This is a genomic window from Azospirillum picis (genome assembly GCF_017876115.1).
Taxonomy (GTDB): Bacteria; Pseudomonadota; Alphaproteobacteria; order Azospirillales; family Azospirillaceae; genus Azospirillum; species Azospirillum picis.
Genome location: NZ_JAGINO010000009.1, coordinates 138,189 through 154,420, shown reverse-complemented (window position 1 = coordinate 154,420; position 16,232 = coordinate 138,189). Strand labels below are relative to the sequence as shown.

General features: G+C 71.1%; 15 protein-coding genes. 7 read left to right on the top strand and 8 right to left on the bottom strand.

Annotated features, from left to right (window positions below; all coding sequences use genetic code 11):
- Positions 1-24 precede the first annotated feature (24 nt).
- Together J2850_RS14555 and J2850_RS14550 are read left to right on the top strand one after the other, a co-directional pair.
- Positions 25-600: a sigma-70 family RNA polymerase sigma factor gene (locus J2850_RS14555; RefSeq protein ID WP_209982815.1), complete on the top strand. Its 576-nt coding sequence runs from the start codon at positions 25-27 to the stop codon at positions 598-600.
- Positions 597-1,277 carry a ChrR family anti-sigma-E factor gene (locus J2850_RS14550; RefSeq protein ID WP_209982813.1) on the top strand — a complete coding sequence of 227 codons (681 nt, stop codon included), beginning with the start codon at positions 597-599 and terminating at the stop codon, positions 1,275-1,277. The genes J2850_RS14555 and J2850_RS14550 overlap by 4 nt, the downstream gene beginning before the upstream one ends.
- 69 nt (positions 1,278-1,346) lie before the next feature.
- On the opposite strand, the gene J2850_RS14545 is transcribed toward J2850_RS14550, so the two are convergent.
- From J2850_RS14545 to J2850_RS14530, 4 genes are all read right to left on the bottom strand, one after another.
- Positions 1,347-1,814 carry a preQ0 transporter gene (locus J2850_RS14545; RefSeq protein ID WP_209982810.1) on the bottom strand — a complete coding sequence of 156 codons (468 nt, stop codon included), beginning with the start codon at positions 1,812-1,814 and terminating at the stop codon, positions 1,347-1,349.
- A gap of 134 nt (positions 1,815-1,948) precedes the next feature.
- Positions 1,949-3,550 carry a citramalate synthase gene (gene cimA, locus J2850_RS14540; RefSeq protein WP_209982809.1) on the bottom strand — a complete coding sequence of 534 codons (1,602 nt, stop codon included), beginning with the start codon at positions 3,548-3,550 and terminating at the stop codon, positions 1,949-1,951.
- Positions 3,551-3,719: 169 nt separating this feature from the next.
- Positions 3,720-4,607 (bottom strand): NAD(P)-dependent oxidoreductase, encoded by an 888-nt coding sequence (locus tag J2850_RS14535; RefSeq protein ID WP_209982807.1) that lies wholly within the window; start codon positions 4,605-4,607, stop codon positions 3,720-3,722.
- Positions 4,608-4,668: 61 nt separating this feature from the next.
- Positions 4,669-5,073, bottom strand: coding sequence for a tellurite resistance TerB family protein (locus tag J2850_RS14530; RefSeq protein ID WP_246513075.1), 405 nt, complete (start codon positions 5,071-5,073; stop codon positions 4,669-4,671).
- 213 nt (positions 5,074-5,286) lie between these two features.
- Here J2850_RS14530 and J2850_RS14525 point away from each other — a divergent pair, with 213 nt between their 5' ends.
- Together J2850_RS14525 and J2850_RS14520 are read left to right on the top strand one after the other, a co-directional pair.
- A complete protein-coding gene (locus J2850_RS14525; protein ID WP_209982805.1) occupies positions 5,287-6,234 on the top strand; it encodes an AEC family transporter in 948 nt (315 codons plus the stop codon).
- A 253-nt stretch (positions 6,235-6,487) separates the two neighbouring features.
- Positions 6,488-8,101 carry a methyl-accepting chemotaxis protein gene (locus J2850_RS14520; protein WP_246513074.1) on the top strand — a complete coding sequence of 538 codons (1,614 nt, stop codon included), beginning with the start codon at positions 6,488-6,490 and terminating at the stop codon, positions 8,099-8,101.
- Positions 8,102-8,128: 27 nt separating this feature from the next.
- Here J2850_RS14520 and J2850_RS14515 read toward each other — a convergent pair whose 3' ends face one another.
- Positions 8,129-10,906, bottom strand: coding sequence for an ATP-dependent DNA helicase (locus J2850_RS14515; protein WP_209982802.1), 2,778 nt, complete (start codon positions 10,904-10,906; stop codon positions 8,129-8,131).
- 112 nt (positions 10,907-11,018) lie between these two features.
- Here J2850_RS14515 and mtgA point away from each other — a divergent pair, with 112 nt between their 5' ends.
- Complete coding sequence (gene mtgA, locus J2850_RS14510; RefSeq protein ID WP_209982800.1) at positions 11,019-11,693, top strand: monofunctional biosynthetic peptidoglycan transglycosylase; 675 nt, start codon at positions 11,019-11,021, stop codon at positions 11,691-11,693.
- A 314-nt stretch (positions 11,694-12,007) separates the two neighbouring features.
- A complete protein-coding gene (locus J2850_RS14505; RefSeq protein WP_209982797.1) occupies positions 12,008-13,393 on the top strand; it encodes a DEAD/DEAH box helicase in 1,386 nt (461 codons plus the stop codon).
- 100 nt (positions 13,394-13,493) lie between these two features.
- On the opposite strand, the gene J2850_RS14500 is transcribed toward J2850_RS14505, so the two are convergent.
- From J2850_RS14500 to cobS, 3 genes are read right to left on the bottom strand one after another with little or no spacing between them, the layout of a single operon-like run.
- The gene (locus J2850_RS14500) at positions 13,494-14,021 is read right to left on the bottom strand and encodes a pyridoxamine 5'-phosphate oxidase family protein (RefSeq protein ID WP_209982795.1); all 528 of its coding nucleotides are present in this window, start codon (positions 14,019-14,021) and stop codon (positions 13,494-13,496) included.
- 52 nt (positions 14,022-14,073) lie between these two features.
- A complete protein-coding gene (locus tag J2850_RS14495; RefSeq protein WP_209982793.1) occupies positions 14,074-14,736 on the bottom strand; it encodes a histidine phosphatase family protein in 663 nt (220 codons plus the stop codon).
- A complete protein-coding gene (cobS, locus tag J2850_RS14490; protein WP_246513073.1) occupies positions 14,733-15,566 on the bottom strand; it encodes an adenosylcobinamide-GDP ribazoletransferase in 834 nt (277 codons plus the stop codon). The genes J2850_RS14495 and cobS overlap by 4 nt, the downstream gene beginning before the upstream one ends.
- Before the next feature lie 145 nt (positions 15,567-15,711).
- Here cobS and def point away from each other — a divergent pair, with 145 nt between their 5' ends.
- Positions 15,712-16,224 (top strand): peptide deformylase, encoded by a 513-nt coding sequence (gene def, locus J2850_RS14485; RefSeq protein WP_209982792.1) that lies wholly within the window; start codon positions 15,712-15,714, stop codon positions 16,222-16,224.
- Positions 16,225-16,232: the final 8 nt, after the last annotated feature.

Sequence of the window (16,232 nt, the reverse complement as noted above, 5' to 3'; positions counted from 1 at the left end):
CGTCCGTTCGCCTTGAATGGGACCATGCAGGACCAGAACTCCCCCGCTGCCGACAGCGACCTCAGCCTGGAAGACCTGCTCGTCGCCGTTGGGCGCGAGCGGGACCGCCAGGCGTTCGGCGTGCTGTTCGGCCATTTCGCGCCGCGGCTGAAGACGTATCTGCGCCGCCTGGGATGCGAGTCCGGCGGCGCGGAGGAACTTGTTCAGGAGGTCATGCTTTTGGTCTGGCGACGTGCAGAAACCTACGATCCGGCCCAAGCCTCGGCCGGCACCTGGGTGTTCACCATCGCCCGCAACAAGCGGATCGACGCCCTTCGCCGCGAGCAGCGGCCGGAGATTGATCCGGACGACCCGGCCCTGGTGCCGGAACCGCAGCAGCCCGCCGACCGCCGCATCGAGGTGAAGGAGAGCAGCGGCCGCCTGCGCGCCGCGCTGAAGGACCTGCCGCCGGAACAGGCCGCGCTGCTGCGCATGGCCTATTTCGAGGACAAGCCGCACAGCCTGATCTCCATCGAGAACGGCATTCCGCTCGGTACGGTGAAGTCGAGGCTCCGCCTGGCTGTGGAGCGCCTGCGCAAGGCGCTGAGGGACGTCGAATGACCAGGCCCAGCCACCATCCCGGCGACATGCTGCTGATCGACTACGCCGGCGGCGGCCTGTGCGAGGGGGCGTCGCTCGCGGTCGCCACCCACATGGCCTATTGCCCGGCCTGCCGCCACGCGGTGTCGGAAATGGAGGCGGTCGGCGGCGCACTGCTGGACGAGCTGGAGCCGGAACCGCTGTCGCCCGGTTGCCTGGAAGCGCTGATGGCGCGGCTCGACAGGGAGGGCCCCAGGACGGAGCGCCCGGCGCCCTCCTGCCGGGCGGCGCCTTTCCCGCCGCCGCGCTACCCCGAGCCGTTGCGCAGCTACCTGCGCGGGCGGCTGGCCGCCGACGGCACGTTGGGTGCCGGGGGGTGGCGCTTCATCCAGCCCGGCATGCGCGGCATCAACCTGATCTCGGAGGCTGCCGGCACGACGCGGCTGGTCCGCATGAGGGGGGGCGTGGCGGTCCCCCGCCACACCCATGGCGGCATCGAGCTGACCGTGGTGCTGGAGGGTGGCTTCTCCGACGAGTTCGGCAGCTTCGGCCCCGGCGACCTCGCGGTCGGCGACTGCTCGCTGAACCACGCCCCGGTGTCGGATCCGGAAGGATGCCTGTGCCTGAACGCGACCATCGGCGGCCTGAGGCTGACCGGCCCGGTGGGCCGGCTGCTCAACCGGTTCATCAGGTTCTGAGGGTGGCGGCAGCCCCCTCCGCCGCCGGAGGCGGGGGAGGGTCAGGGAGGGGGCGGCGCGGCCGCGCCTTCAGGCCGCCACCGTCATCCGTCCGCCACGCGCGCGCATCAGCAGCCACACCGCCGACACGCCCAGCAGCTTGGAGGCGAAGCTCGCGGCCCAGACCGACGGGTCCCAGACGTCGAGCATGCCGAAGAAGATCGCGGTGTCGACCGGCACCGACAGGGCGGCGCTGATCCACAGCCGGTCGCGCAACGGGCGGCGCGTCACGGTGAAGACCGCCCAATCGATCATTTCCGACACCGCGAAGGCGACGACGCTGGCGGTGGCGACGAACGGGTCGGTCAGCAGGTAGGACAGCACGGTGCCCGCCAGCATGGCGGCGAGCGACCAATGGCCGAACCGGACCTGCACCATGTCGCGCAGGATGAAGATCAGGCCGGCCCAGCAGGACCAGACCAGATCCAGGTGCGGAAACAGGCTGAACGCGAAATTGATGGCCAGGATGCTGGCGATGTAGGCGGCAAGCCACAGCATGGCGATGGATCTCCGAATGCGGACCCGCGGCAATACGGGCGCTGGTGACCGGAGCCGTCCCCGCGTGAATGCGAGCGCCCCGAAACCGCCTTGCTAACAGATCACCGCGCCGGCGGGAAGGTGCCGCCTGCCCGTCACACCGGCTTCGCCTCGCTCTTCATCAGCGCGAAGGTGTAGCTGTCCGCCAGGGCCTCCACCGAGGCCTCGATGATGTTGGTGGACACGCCGAGCGTGGACCATTCGGTACCGTCGGACCGGGCGCTGCGGATCAGGACGCGCGGCATGGCGCCGGTGCCGTCCTTCGCCGCCAGGATGCGAACGCGGTAGTCGGACAGGCTGACCCGCGCCAGGGCCGGATAGACCGGCTCCAGCGCCTTGCGCATGGCGACGTCCAGCGCGTGGACCGGGCCGTTGCCGTCGGCGACCTCCATCCGCACCTCGCCGCCGATGCGCACGCGCACCACCGCTTCCGATTCGACCACCATCCTGCCGAGCGCGTTGTAGCGGCGCTCGTCGGTGACGTGGAAGCGCAGCAGCTCGAAATAGCGCGGCACGTCGCCCAGCTCGCGCCGCACCAGCAGCTCGAAGCTGGCCTCGGCGGTGTCGTAGGCGTAGCCGTCGCCGTCGCGCTGCTTCACCAGGTCGAGCAGGCCGGCGAGGCGCTCGTCCTTCGCGTCGACGGCCATGCCGATGTCGCGCAGGCGCGCCACCAGGTTGGAGCGGCCGGCCTGGTCTGACATCACGATCTCGCGGCGGTTGCCGACCAGCTCGGGTGCGACATGCTCGTAGGAGGACGGGTCCTTCTCCACCGCCGAGACGTGCAGGCCGCCCTTATGGGCGAAGGCGCTGGCCCCGACATAGGGGGCATGACGGTTCGGCGCGCGGTTCAGGCGGTCGTCGAAGGCACGGCTGAGCCGGGTCAGCAGCGGCAGGTCCTCGCGACGGACGCCGGTCTCGTACCCCATCTTCAGCATCAGCGTCGGGATCAGGGAGACGAGGTTGGCGTTGCCGCAGCGCTCGCCCAGCCCGTTGATCGTGCCCTGGACCATGCGCGCGCCGGCCCGCACCGCCGCCAGCGAGTTGGCGACCGCGTTCTCGGTGTCGTTGTGGCAGTGGATGCCCAGCCGGTCGCCCGGGATGCCGTGCCTCTCCACCACCTCGCGGACGATGGCGTCGATCTCGTGCGGCAGGGTGCCGCCGTTGGTGTCGCACAGCACGATCCAGCGGGCGCCGGCCTCGAAGGCGGCACTGATGCAGGACGCGGCATAGGCCGGGTTGCGCTTGTAGCCGTCGAAGAAATGCTCTGCGTCGAACAGCGCCTCGCCCTTGGCGGCGCGCAGCGCCGCGATGCTGTCACGGATCAGATCCAGGTTCTCGTCGCGCGGGATGTTCAGCGCCACGTCGACGTGGAAGTCCCAGGTCTTGCCGACCATGCAGACCGCCTTGGCCCGCGACTGGGCCAGCGCCGTCAACTGCGGATCGTTGGCGGCGCTGCGTCCGGGGCGCCGGGTCATGCCGAAGGCGGTGAAGGTGGCGCGGTCGAGATCCGGTGCTTCGGCGAAGAACTGGTCGTCGGTCGGGTTGGCGCCCGGCCAGCCGCCCTCGATGTAGTCGACGCCGATCCGGTCGAGGTCGCGGGCGATCGCGACCTTGTCGGTGACCGAGAAATCCACACCCTGGGTCTGTGCCCCGTCGCGCAGCGTGGTGTCGTAGAGATAGATGCGTTCGCCCGTCATTGCCGCCTGACCTGACACCTGGCCTGAAGGGAAGGCCCGTGGGCTTTCCGCTCCGTGGAAAGGCCGGAGAATGGACGAAACGGCACCGTTCCTCAACCGTCTTGACAAGAAACTTGCTGGAAGGCGTGCGTTGACGCAACGGAGGGAATGGCGGGAGGGCGCCGCCGGATCAGCGCGCGAACAGCCGGTAGAGTGCCGAATGGTCCAGCGCGCCGTCACCCTGTTCCACCAGCATCTCGAACAGCTCCAGCGACAGGCCGAGCGTCGGCAGGTCGATGCCGGACTGCTGGGCCAGCTCCTCCGCCTGGCGGAGGTCCTTGACCTGGGTGGTGACGCGCCCGCCCGGCGTGAAGTCGCCGGCCACCATGCGGCCGCCATGCAGGTCGAGGATGCGGGATTCCGCGAAGCCGCCGCGGATGGCGTCGCGGACCTTCGCCGGATCGGCGCCGGCGGCCTTGGCCAGGGCCAGCGCCTCGGCCACGGCGCCGATGGTCAGGGCGACGATGACCTGGTTGGCGGACTTGGCGATCTGGCCGGCGCCGCTGGCCCCGACATGGGTGATCCGGCGGCCCATCGCCTGCAGCAGCGGCAGGGCGCGGGCGAAGGCCGCCTCCGTTCCGCCGGCCATGATGGTCAGCGTCGCCGCCTCGGCCGCCACCGTCCCGCCGGAGACCGGGGCGTCGAGCCACTCGGCACCGGCCGCGGCGACCCGGCCGGCCAGGGCGCGGGTGGCGGCGACTGCGGTGGTGCCCATGTCGATCACCAGATGTCCGGGGCGCAGGCCCGGCAGCAGCGCCGCGGCCACCGCCTCCACCGCCGGGGTGTCGGTCAGCATCAGGATGATCGTGTCGGCCTGTCCGGCGACGGCGGCCGGCCCGGTGGCGGCGATCATGCCTTCGGCCGCCATCTCGGCGACCGGACCGGCGCTGCGGCTCGCCACCACCAGGCCGGCGCCCTGCCGGGCGAGCGCGCGGGCCATCGGCTTGCCCATCAGGCCGAGGCCGATGAAGCCCAGGCGCTGTCCTGACAGGTCGGGGCGGACGGTTTCGTCGGTCATGGTGCGTCTTTCGGGCAGGTTCGGCGGGACGGGTCGGAGGGACGGGGGCGGCGGGGGCGCGTCAGAGGCGCATGTGGCGGGCGCGGGCGCCGCGCTCGATGGCGGCGGCGCACAGCCGGTCGATGCCCAGGCGGTGGCGGATCATCTCCAGCATGCGCAACTCCTCCTGCGATGCCTTCGGATCGGCCGCCGCGATGTCGCAGGCGACTGCATAGGCGGTCTCGCGCAGCTTGGACGGCAGCGCCTGCTCGATGATCGTCAGCACGGTGTCGAGCCCGTCGGCATCCGACAGGATGGCCGTGCATTCCCGCGTGGCGGCCATCACCTGGTCGCTGCTGAAGTCGCGGAAGATCGGCAGGTAGCGGACATTCTCGCCGATGGCTTCCAGTTCGGCGTCGGTCATGTCGGCGTCGCAGGCCGACACCAGGACCATGACGTAGATGAGCGCGCTGTGGTGGTCGATCATGGGCTTTCCTGACAGGCGTGAGCGGCGCCGGGCGGCGGGCTGGGGGCGGCGGGCTGGAAGTGGCGGGCTGGAAGTGGCGGGCTGGAAGTGGCGGGCGGCGCGGCCGGTCCGCGCACTGTTGAACGCCATATCCCCCGCGTCAAGGGTGCCATGCCCCCGGCGGTGGCATCGGCCGCTCGACGGCAGGGTTCGTGCCCCCTATTGTCGCGCGTCATGACTGTCGTGCTCAACGTCGCCTTTCCCGTCTTCGCCATCATCCTGGCCGGCTTTCTGTCGGGAAAGTCGAAGTTGCTGGGGCCATCCTCGTCCGAGGCGCTCAACAAGTTCGTCTACTGGATGGCCTTGCCGCCGGTGCTGTTCCTCGGCACCGCCAGGCGATCGATCCCGGAGATCTTCAACGGGCCGTTCATCGGTGCCTTCCTCGGCTCGATGCTGCTGGTCTATGCGCTGGGGGCGGTCGTCGGCCGGCTGCTGCGGCGCGACCGCACGCAGGTCCACTGCATGCAGGGGCTGAACGCCGCCTTCTCCAACACCGGCTACATGGGCATCCCGTTGTTCCTGGCCGCCTTCGGCCCGGACCATCTGGCCCCGACCATCCTGGCGACCATCCTCATGAGCGTCGTCATGGTCGGCATCGCGGTGATCTGGCTGGAGTTCGCCAACAGCCACGGCGCCGGGCTGGGAAAGGCGTTGAAGGACGTCGGCCGGGCGCTGGCCAGGAACCCGCTGATCCTGTCGACCGGCGTCGGCGTCCTGTGGTCGGCCCTGCTGCCCGGCGTGGCGGTGCCGAAGCCGATCGCCACCTTCTGCGAGCTGATGGGGTCGCCCGCCGGTCCCTGCGCGCTGTTCGCCATCGGCCTGTTCCTCGCCTCGCAGCGCCTGACCGCGGGCCTTGCGGAGGCGGGCTGGATCAGCGCCTTCAAGCTGCTGGCCCATCCGGCGCTGGCCTGGCTGCTGACCCGCACGCTGTTCCCGATGGACCCCTTCTGGACCGCCAGTGCCGTCATCCTGGCGGCCCTGCCGACCGGCGCGCTGACCTTCGTCGTCGCCTCGCAGTACCAGATCTACGTGGAACGCACGTCGTCTGCCATCCTGGTCTCGACGGTGCTGAGCGTGGTGACGCTGTCGGCGCTGCTGGCGGTGTATGCACCGGGTGGATGAGGCGTTGATATCGTTGCCGTTTCCAGCCCGGACCTGAAGATGTTCCGGTACCCCGCAGTCCGCATTTAAGAAATCTTTTACTCCGCAAGACCTATGCCCGAGAAACCCTCTTCGGCATTTGCGCGGAAGATGGCGGAATTCGCGTCCCCGTGGGGATTTTCAGTGAGGTGCCTTCGTGAAGCTCATCCAGAATCTGCGGGTTGGTACGAAAATCTATGCAGTTGTTGCCCTTCTCAGCGTGATTACGCTGGGATTGTCGATATACCTGGGCAACAGGATCGGTGAGATCGACGATCGCTACAGCCGGCTGCTCGACACCGACGTGGCCTTCTCGCTGAAGCTGGAACGGATGCGCGGCGACCTCGCCAACCTGGGGCGTCAGGCCAACAACGTCCTGCTGCTTCAGGATCCCGCCGGCCTGCCGTCCCTGGTCAAGTCGATGGATGAGCTTCAGGCCGCCATCGCCGAGTCAAGCGCGGTGGTGACCCGCCTCGTCAGGCCCGAACACAAGGACAGGGTGGCCCGGATCATGGAACTGGTGGCGTCGATGAAGGCGGCGCTGCCCAAGATGTATGCCGCGAAGGAGAAGGCCGATCACGCCGGGGCGGCAGCGGTCTATGGCAAGGAAGGCCGCCCGCTGATGGTGGAGGCCTTCAACATGGCCGCAAAGCTGTCGGACGAGGTGTTCGCCGCGGTCTACCGCTCGTCGGACGACCTGACCGCCCAGACGAACCGGACGGTGCTGAACTCGCTGTCGATCGCGGTGACCCTGCTCGTCGTCGGCGCCATGGCGTCGGTGCTGGTGGTGGTGGTCGGCATCCGCCGCCCGATCTCCGCCCTGAACGCCGCGATGGGGCGCCTGGCGACCGGAGAAACCGCCACGGAGATCGCCGGCACCGACCGCGGCGACGAGGTCGGCGCCATGGCGCGGACGGTGGAGGTGTTCAAGGAGAGCATGGTCCGCACCCGTCGGCTGGAGCAGGAGGCCAAGGAGGCCGAAGCCCAGGCCGCCGCCGAGAAGCGCCGGGCGACCCTGGACCTTGCCCGGACCTTCGAGGAGCGGGTCGGCTCCATCGTCAACGCGGTCGGCAGCTCCGCGACCGAGCTGCAGGCGACCTCGTCGCAGCTTGCCGCCGCCGTCGAGGAGGTCGGCGCCCAGTGCACCGCCGTGGCCGCCGCGTCCGAGCAGGCCAGCGCCAATGTGCAGACCGTGGCCGCCGCCTCCGAGGAGCTGTCGGCGTCGATCGGCGAGCTGTCCGACCGTGTCGGCCGTGCCGCCGACCGCTCCCGCCTGGCGGCCGAGGGGGCCGGCGAGGCCCAGCGCCAACTGGATGTGCTTTCCGCTTCCATCGAGCAGGTCGACCAGATCGTCGCCTCGATCAGCGCGGTGGCCAGCCAGACCAACCTGCTGGCGCTGAACGCGACCATCGAGGCCGCCCGTGCCGGCGAGGCAGGCAAGGGCTTCGCCGTCGTCGCCAGCGAGGTGAAGAACCTGGCCAACCAGACCCATGCGATGACCGAGCAGATCACCAACCAGATCGGTGCGGTGAAGGCGGCGTCGGACCGGACGGTCGGCGCCATGCGCGGCATCATCGGCCAGGTCGAGGAGATCAGCACCTCCACGGCGGACATGGCGCAGTCGGTGAACCAGCAGAGCGGCGCCACCGCCGAGATCAGCCGCAACGCCCAGCAGGCGGCGGTCGGGACCACCGAGGTGTCGCGCAACGTCCTGGGCATCCAGCAGGCGGAGAACGAGACGGGGGCCGCGACCAACAGCGTCAAGCACGCGTCGGACGACCTCGCCCGGCAGTCGGCGCTGCTCAAGCAGGCGATGGATGGCTTCCTGCGCGAGCTGCGCGCCGCCTGACCTGCTGGCCGGGCCGGCGTCCCGCCGTCACCAGCCCCGCAGGAACTCCGCCGTCTCCTCCACCGCCTGCTTCAGGCCGACGCGCCGCATCTCCACGCCCTCGGGGAAGGCGCCGGCCAGCCGGCTCGGCATCATCGGGTCGAGCAGCACGAAGACGCCGGTGTCGTCGGCGCGGCGGACCAGACGGCCGAAGGCCTGCTTCAGCCGCAGCCGGGTGATCATGTCCTCGTAGCGGCGACGGCCGAAGGCGTCGCGCCGCGCGCGGTGCAGGATGTCGGGGCGCGGCCAGGGCACGCGGTCGAAGACGATCAGGCGCAGGCTCCGGCCCGGCACGTCCACCCCGTCGCGCACCGCGTCGGTGCCGAGCAGGCAGGCATGCTCCTCGCCGCGGAAGATGTCGATCAGGGTCGACACGTCCAGCGGGTCGACATGCTGGGCGTAGAGCGGGATGCCCACCGCGTCGAGCGGCTCGGCGATGCGGTCGCGCACCGCGCGCAGCCGGCTGATCGCGGTGAACAGCCCGAGCCCGCCGCCGCCCGCCGCCAGGAACAGCGACTTGTAGGCCGCCGCCACCTGGCCGAGGTCGTCCTTGCGCACGTCGTTGACGACGAAGACGCGGGTGCGGTTCGGGTAGTCGAAGGGGGAGGGGACCTGGGCGCGGATCGCCGGGGCCGGCAGGTGGCTGGCGCCGCAGCGGTCCTCCGCCGCGCGCCAGTCCTGGCCGACGTCGCCGGTGCCGTCGGTCAGCGTCGCCGAGGTCACCACCATGCCGTGGGCCGGGCCGGCCAGCGCCTCGGCGAAAGGCACCGTCGGGTCGACCCAGTGGCGGTAGAGTCCGACGTCGACGTCACGGCCGTCGATGCGTTCCACCGCGAACCAGTCGACGAAATGCGACGGCGTCTCCGTCGGCAGGGTGCGCAGCATGGCCCGCCACGCCTCGACCGTCAGGGTGCCGCGGCGGTGCAGGCTGCGCGACAGCGCGTCGATGCGGCGGCGCTGGTCGGAATCGAGCTCGGCGCTCTCGTCCTCCAGCCGCTGCGCCAGCCGGCGGGCCAGCGCCTCCACCGGCTCCGACAGGCGGACCAGCGCCTGCTCCAGTTCGGCGGCGGCCTCCGGCAGGCCCTCGACCGGATAGGCCTTGTCGGCCTCCAGGCTGTAGGGGCCGCCCTGCCCGGCGGTGCGGGCATAGACCTGCTGGCGCGCCAGCAGCAGGAAACGCTCGGTCGGCCCCTGGGGGCTGTCGGCGGCCAGCCGCGCCGACCAGCCGTCGCCCGGCAGGACGCGGGCGCCGATCAGGATGTCGTCGAGATGGCGCAACGCCTCCTCGTCGCCGGCGACGATGTCCTCCAGCCGGCGCTTCAGGCCGCGGGCACGGCTGCGCCCGGTCTCCTCCGCGCCCAGCAGCCAGCGCCGCAGCTCCTGCGTCTCGCGACCGGTCAGGTGGCCGGCGAAGGCGCTGTCGGCGGCGTCGAAGACATGGTGCCCCTCGTCGAAGACGTAGCGGCTGGGCAGGGTCGGCTCCTCGCCGCCGCCGAGCGCCGCCTGCACCATCACCAACGCGTGGTTGGCGATGACGATGTCGGCGCGCCGGGCGCGGCGCACGCTCTTCTCGATGTAGCAGCGGGCGTAATGGTCGCAGGCGGAATAGATGCACTCGCCGCGGCGGTCGGCCATCCCCATGGTCGGGCCGCGTCCGGCGATGTCGACCAGCCAGCCGGGGAAGTCGCCGCCGGTCATGTCGCCGTCGCGCGTCGCCGCCGCCCAGCGCGCCATCAGCCCGACGCCGACCGCGTTGTGCGGCTGGAAGGGCATGGCGCGCACCGCCTCCTCCAGGTTCAGCAGGCACAGGTAGTTCTCGCGCCCCTTGCGCAGCACCACCTTGCGCGCCTTGGTCGCCGGGTCGGGATAGAGCCGGTCCAGCTCGCTGTCGATCTGGTGCTGGAGGTTGCGGGTGTAGGTGGAGATCCAGACGGTCCCGCCGTTCTTCTCCGCCCACACCGTCGCCGGGGCGAGGTAGCCGAGCGTCTTGCCGACGCCGGTGCCGGCCTCCGCCAGCACGACGTTCGGCGTGTCGGGAAGCTGGCGCGGCGCGAAGGCGGCGGACACCGCGCTGGAATAGTCGGCCTGCTGCGGCCGCGGCTCCGCCACCTTGCCGAGCACGCTTGCCGACAGCATGACGGCGAGGCGGCGGCGCGCCTCTTCCGGATCGACCGGATTCTGGGCCGGCGGGGGAGGGGGCGCCCCTTCTTCCCACTCCTTGATGCGGGCCCAGACGCGCAGGCCGGAACGGGCCGCGCCCTTCTCGGGTCCGTCCGGCTTGCCCAGCGCCGCCAGCACCGCCGGTGCCCAGGGCCAGCCGGCGCGCCCCATCTCCCAGGCGAAGGCGACCGGGTCGGAGGACTCCTCGCGGCCCCCGGGGAGCTGGGGTGCCCCCAGGTCGCCGAGCAGCCGGCGCACCGCGCGCTGCAGCGCCAGGGCGTCGGCCTCGTGGCCGTCGGGGATGGGCAGGTCGAGCGCCTCGGCAAGGCCGCGCGGGGTGGGGACGCAGAAGCGGGCGGGGTGGACGAAGGCGAACAGCTCCAGCACGTCGAAGGTCGGCACGCTGTCGATGCCGAGACGGCGGGCGAAGGCGCGGCCGTGGCAGACCAGCGGCGGCTGGCGGCGCACCCGCGACGCGGCCTCGGCCAGCGACAGGTCCTCCACCTCGCCGTCGAGGGTCAGCGACACGACGCGGCGCGCGCCGGCCACCATGGCGGGCGCGTCGTCGAGGCGGTAAAGCGGCGTGGGATCGGCGGTCATGTCCATTGCCGGCACTATAGGTCGGCGGGGCATGGCAAAGCGAGCATCGCTTGTTGACGCGGCAACGGCGCGTCCCCATTGAGGGAAGTCCGGGGCGGCGGAGCGGGGACTTGACGGTATGCGCAGATGGCTGCGGTGGCTGCTGGCCGGGGTGGCGGGGCTGGTCGCCTTTTCGGTGCTGTGGGCGGCGCTCTACCGTGTCGTGCCGCCGCCGGCGACGCCGTTGATGCTGATCCGCGCCGCCGGCGGTGCCGGGCTCGACCGCGACTGGGAGCCGCTGGACCGCATCTCGCCGTTGCTGGTCCAGGCGGTGCTCGCCTCGGAGGACACCGGCTTCTGCGGCCATGGCGGGTTCGACTGGGCCGCCATCGAGGATGCCTTCGAGGAGAACGAGACCGGCAAGCGCCTGCGCGGCGGCAGCACCATCAGCCAGCAGACCGCCAAGAACGCCTTCCTGTGGCCCGACCGGAGTTGGACCCGCAAGGGGGCGGAGACCTGGTTCACCCTGCTGATCGAGAGCCTCTGGCCGAAGCGCCGCATCATGGAGGTCTACCTGAACATCGTCGAATGGGACGACGGCGTCTATGGCGCCGAGGCGGCGGCGCGGCACCATTTCCACAAGCCGGCGGCGGCGCTCACCCGGCATGAGGCGGCGCTGCTGGCGGTGGTGCTGCCCAACCCGCGCAACTGGTCGCCGTCGCGCCCCGGCGCCTATGTCGCCCGGCGGGCCGGGGTGATCGAGCGCCGGATGGCCGTGGTGCGCCGGGACGGGCTGGACGACTGCGTGCAGTGAGGCCGCATGGCGGGAACGCATGGTGGACAGGCAAGGCGCGCGGGGCTGCCGCCGGGGCAAGGTCCTTGTGTTGTGCGACGCAATAGCCTATGTAAGGCCCCCTGATCGCTGGAGGCTCGCGCGTCTCTTGAGCGAGACGCGCTTGTGATTGCGCAGTGGGGGCCGTCCCGATGGTATGGGACCGGCCGGCCGCTGCATCGGATAGACGCCTCTCCCTCTACCGACCTCCTCCCGGCGAGTCCGCCGGTATGTCCCACGCCCGCCATCGGGGCGCGCGGGGCCGTGCCGTCCTGCTTTGAGAAGGTTGATCCGACTTGACGTTTTCCGAACTCGGCCTGCATCCGCTTGTCCTGAAGGCTCTCGAGGCGTTCGAATACACCACCCCCACCCCGGTCCAGTCCGAGGCGATCCCGCCGGCCCTGCAGGGCCGTGACATCCTCGCCACCGCCGAGACCGGCACCGGCAAGACCGCCGCCTTCATGCTGCCGGCCCTGACCCGCACCGCCGAGCTGCCGCTGAACGGCGAGGCCACCCCGCGCGTTCTCGTGCTGGCCCCGACCCGCGAGCTGGCCAAGCAGGTTACCGACGCCGCCCGCAAGTACGCGAAGTTCATGAAGCTGAACATCGTGGACGTGGTCGGCGGCATGCCCTACCGCGAGCAGCTCCGCCTGCTGTCGCGCCCGGTCGACGTGCTGGTCGCCACCCCCGGCCGCCTGCTGGACCATGTCGCCCGTCGCCGCATCTCGCTCGACGAGGTCGAGGTGCTGATCCTCGACGAGGCCGACCGCATGCTGGACATGGGCTTCCTCGACGACGTCGAGACCATCGCCCGCTGCTGCCCGGCCAGCCGCCAGACGCTGCTGTTCACCGCCACGCTGGACCGCCGCATGGCCCAGCTCGCCGGCAAGCTGCTGCGCGACCCGGTCCGCGTCGCGGTCGAGAGCCAGGCCACCGCGATCAACGTGGAACAGCGCCTGCACCATGCCGACGACCTCGACCACAAGCGCCGCCTGCTGCAGCATTTCGCCGCCCAGCCCGAGGTCGGCAAGGCGATCATCTTCGCCGCCACCAAGCGCGACGCCGACACGCTGGCCGAGGAGCTGAGCGCCGCCGGCCATGCCGCCGCCGCCCTGCACGGCGACATGGACCAGACCAAGCGCAACCGCACGCTCCAGCGCCTGCGCACCGGCCAGGTCCGCCTGCTGGTGGCGACCGACGTGGCGGCGCGCGGCATCGACGTGCGCGACATCACCCACGTCATCAACTTCGACCTGCCGCGTTCGGCGGAGGACTATGTCCACCGCATCGGCCGCACCGGTCGCGCCGGCGCCAGCGGCGTGGCGATCTCCTTCGCCGCCCGCGCCGACCGCGACACGCTGTTCCGCATCGAGCGCTACACGAAGGCCACGCTGGCCGTTCACGTGGTGCCGGGCCTGGAGCCGACGCGTCCCTTCACCGCCGGCGGCCGCCCGCCGGCCCGCAACGGCCGCCCCGGCGGCGGTTACGGCAACGGCCCGAAGCCCTGGCACCGCAACGACGGCGCCCGTGGCGAGGGCCGGGGCGAGGGCAAGGGCCCGCGCGGTCCGCGTCCGGACTTCGCCCGCAACGACAACCATCGCGGTGAAGGTCGTCCGGACCATGCCCGCCGCGAGGCCCATGGCGGCGGCAAGCCGGCTCATGCGCGCGCCAAGAGCTGGTAAGTCGGTAGAACTGGTAAGTTGGTAAGCGACTGGCGCTGATTGCCTCCTCCCTGACCCTCCCCTGCGGAAGCGGGGGAGGGGCGGGGTGGGGGCGACAGCCTTACTGGAAGGCGATCTTGGCGTGATCGCCCGGATCGGGCGACTGCCCGGTCAGCTTGGCCTTCAAATAGCCGTAGGCGTAGACCATCGTGCTCGACGGGCTGTCCCAATATTCGGCCTGGTCGACGGAAACCTTGAGCAGCGCGACCTCCGGATCATCCGGCCCCTTGGGAAACCAGGTGGACATGATGTCGCGCCACAGGAACCGGATCTTGTCGCGGTCCCGCACCACCTCCGCGACACCGGAGACGGACACGTAGTCCTGCTTGTCCGGGTTGGCGTAGGCGAGGTTGACCCGCCAGTGGCGGTCGATTTCCGACACCTTCTCGGAATCGGCGCGGGTGAAGAACCACAAGCTGCCGTCCTCGAATCCTGCATGGGACAGCGTCGCCATCGGGCGGGAATTCAGCCGGCCGTTGTCGTCCAGGGTCGTCATCATCGTGACCTGGACGCTCTTGATCATTTCCCAGAGCTTTTTCGCATCGTCCTGCTCAGCCTGGTGAGTGCCGGCGGTTGTATTGCGGACCATGGTCTGCCTCTCGTTCGGTAGCCCAACGGAGACTGGGGAACGCCCGCGACGATCAAAAGGTTCCGGGCCGGACGTTCATTCCCCCAACCGACCAGGAGCCCTCCCCGGCGGTGCCATCCCCCTCAAGGGCGGCGTAATGGTCGATGCGGCTGAGCGACCAGGGGTCGATGCGCAGCCGCAGCGCCGCTTCCGGCGTCAGGTCGAGCGCCAGCGCCAGGGCCGCCCGGATCGGGCCGGCATGGATCACCGCCACGACGTCGCGTCCGCCATGCAGGCCGGTCAGGCGCCGCAGGGCGGACCCGCTGCGTTCCATCACCGCGGCGAAGCTCTCGCCCGCCGGCGGGGCGTGGCGCGCCGGGTTGCTCCAGAACAGCGCCGCGGCCCCGGGGTCGCGGGCCGCCGCGCGATCGTGGCTGATGCCTTCCCAGTCGCCGAAATCCTGCTCCGCCAGCGCGGGCTCCACCACCGCGGTGTCGGCCAGGCGCGGCGAGCGGTGCCAGAGCGCCTGCGCCGTCTGGCGGCTGCGGCGCAATGGGCTGGTCAGCCACAGCGCGCCGGCGGGCAGGGCGCCGGCCAGCGCGGCGGTTGCGGCCCGGTCGCCGGTATCGGCGTCGGGATCGCTCGACCCGCAGATGATGCCGGGGGCCGTGCGGGCCGGGGCGTGGCGGATCAGCCACCAGCGGGTCACCGCCATCGCCGTGATGCCGCCGCTCATCGCAGCGCCGCCAGCGTCAGCAGCACGGCGGCTTCCGCCACCTGCTGGGCGGCGCCGAACACGTCGCCGGTATGGCCGCCGATCTGCCGGCGGGCGAGCGCCGCAACCGCCAGGACCGCCGCCATGGCGGCAAGCATCGCCGGAAGGGCGGCCGCCTTCAACGCGATGGCCGCGGCGGCGATGCCGAGGGCGAGCGACAGCAGGGTGGTCGACGTCGCCGGCCGCCCCTGCGCCGCCGCCAGCCCGTCGCGCCGGGCCGGCGGCAGGGCGCGGGCGAGGGTCGCCAGCCCGCAGCGCGACAACGCCCCCGCGGCAACCAGCGCCGCGACGCCGGCCGGCACCGGCAGGGCCGCCAGCGCCGCGGCGCGGATCCCGACCGAGAAGACCAGCGCCAGCACCCCGTAACTGCCGACGCGGCTGTCGCGCATGATCTCCAGCTTGCGGGCGAGGTCGCGTCCACCGCCGAAGCCGTCGGCGACGTCGGCCGCCCCATCCTCGTGCAGGGCTCCGGTCAGCCAGGCGGTCGCCGCCAGCGCCAGCAGCGCGCCCGCCAGCGGCGGCAGGGCGAGGGCGCCGGCCAGGGCGAGGGCCGCGCCGCCGGCCAGGCCGACCAGCGCCCCCACCAGCGGGAACCAGGCCATCGCCCGTGCCGCGGCGCCATCCGCCAGGGGACCCGACAACGGGTTGGCCAGCGGCCCCTTCGCCGGGACGGGCAGCCGCGTCAGGAACATCAGCGCCAGCGCGGCGTCCTGCAGCCAGTGCGGACGGGGGCCGGGGTCGGGAGGGGCGGGGATGGTGTCTGGCATGGCGTCGGACATGGCGTCTGTCATGGTCGCATCGACCTACGCCCAAGGCGCGGCATGCGCAACCCTGTCCTTGCCGCAAACGGCAGGTCCGATTCCTTGACCGAAACGCTCGGTTTGCCTACTTTGTCCGTTTGTACTCCCCCATCCTCTTCATCATCGTCGAGCACCCATGGCCCGTCTTCCGATTCTCGTCGCCCCGCATCCCGTCCTGAAGCGCAAGGCGCAGCCCGTCGCCGAAGTGGATGCGTGCGTCGCCAAGCTGATGGACGACATGGTCGAGACCATGTACGACGCCAAGGGCATCGGCCTTGCCGCTCCGCAGGTCGGCGTGCTCGACCGCGTCATCGTCATCGACGTCCACGAGAAGGACGAGCCGGCCAACCCGATCCGCATGGCCAACCCCGAGATCGTCTGGTCGTCGGAGGAGAAGGCGATCTGCGAGGAGGGATGCCTGTCGATCCCGGAACAGTATGCCGAGGTGACGCGGCCCAAGCAGGTGCGCGTCCGCTACCTCGACGAGAAGAACCAGACGCAGGAGATGGAGGCCGACGGCCTGCTCGCCACCTGCATCCAGCATGAGATCGACCACCTGAACGGCGTGCTGTTCGTCGACTACCTGTCGATGCTGAAGCGCAACATGCTGCTGAAGAAGGTCCAGAAGCTCCAGAAGGCCACTGCCTGATCCGATCG

What these genes read in the sequence shown, in the direction of transcription:
- J2850_RS14555 (WP_209982815.1), top strand. Translation starts at nt 25, where the DNA reads ATGCAGGACCAGAACTCCCCCGCTGCCGACAGCGACCTCAGCCTGGAA.
- J2850_RS14550 (WP_209982813.1), top strand. Translation starts at nt 597, where the DNA reads ATGACCAGGCCCAGCCACCATCCCGGCGACATGCTGCTGATCGACTAC.
- J2850_RS14545 (WP_209982810.1), bottom strand. Translation starts at nt 1,814, where the DNA reads ATGCTGTGGCTTGCCGCCTACATCGCCAGCATCCTGGCCATCAATTTC.
- cimA (WP_209982809.1), bottom strand. Translation starts at nt 3,550, where the DNA reads ATGACGGGCGAACGCATCTATCTCTACGACACCACGCTGCGCGACGGG.
- J2850_RS14535 (WP_209982807.1), bottom strand. Translation starts at nt 4,607, where the DNA reads ATGACCGACGAAACCGTCCGCCCCGACCTGTCAGGACAGCGCCTGGGC.
- J2850_RS14530 (WP_246513075.1), bottom strand. Translation starts at nt 5,073, where the DNA reads ATGATCGACCACCACAGCGCGCTCATCTACGTCATGGTCCTGGTGTCG.
- J2850_RS14525 (WP_209982805.1), top strand. Translation starts at nt 5,287, where the DNA reads ATGACTGTCGTGCTCAACGTCGCCTTTCCCGTCTTCGCCATCATCCTG.
- J2850_RS14515 (WP_209982802.1), bottom strand. Translation starts at nt 10,906, where the DNA reads ATGGACATGACCGCCGATCCCACGCCGCTTTACCGCCTCGACGACGCG.
- mtgA (WP_209982800.1), top strand. Translation starts at nt 11,019, where the DNA reads ATGCGCAGATGGCTGCGGTGGCTGCTGGCCGGGGTGGCGGGGCTGGTC.
- J2850_RS14500 (WP_209982795.1), bottom strand. Translation starts at nt 14,021, where the DNA reads ATGGTCCGCAATACAACCGCCGGCACTCACCAGGCTGAGCAGGACGAT.
- J2850_RS14495 (WP_209982793.1), bottom strand. Translation starts at nt 14,736, where the DNA reads ATGAGCGGCGGCATCACGGCGATGGCGGTGACCCGCTGGTGGCTGATC.
- cobS (WP_246513073.1), bottom strand. Translation starts at nt 15,566, where the DNA reads ATGACAGACGCCATGTCCGACGCCATGCCAGACACCATCCCCGCCCCT.
- def (WP_209982792.1), top strand. Translation starts at nt 15,712, where the DNA reads ATGGCCCGTCTTCCGATTCTCGTCGCCCCGCATCCCGTCCTGAAGCGC.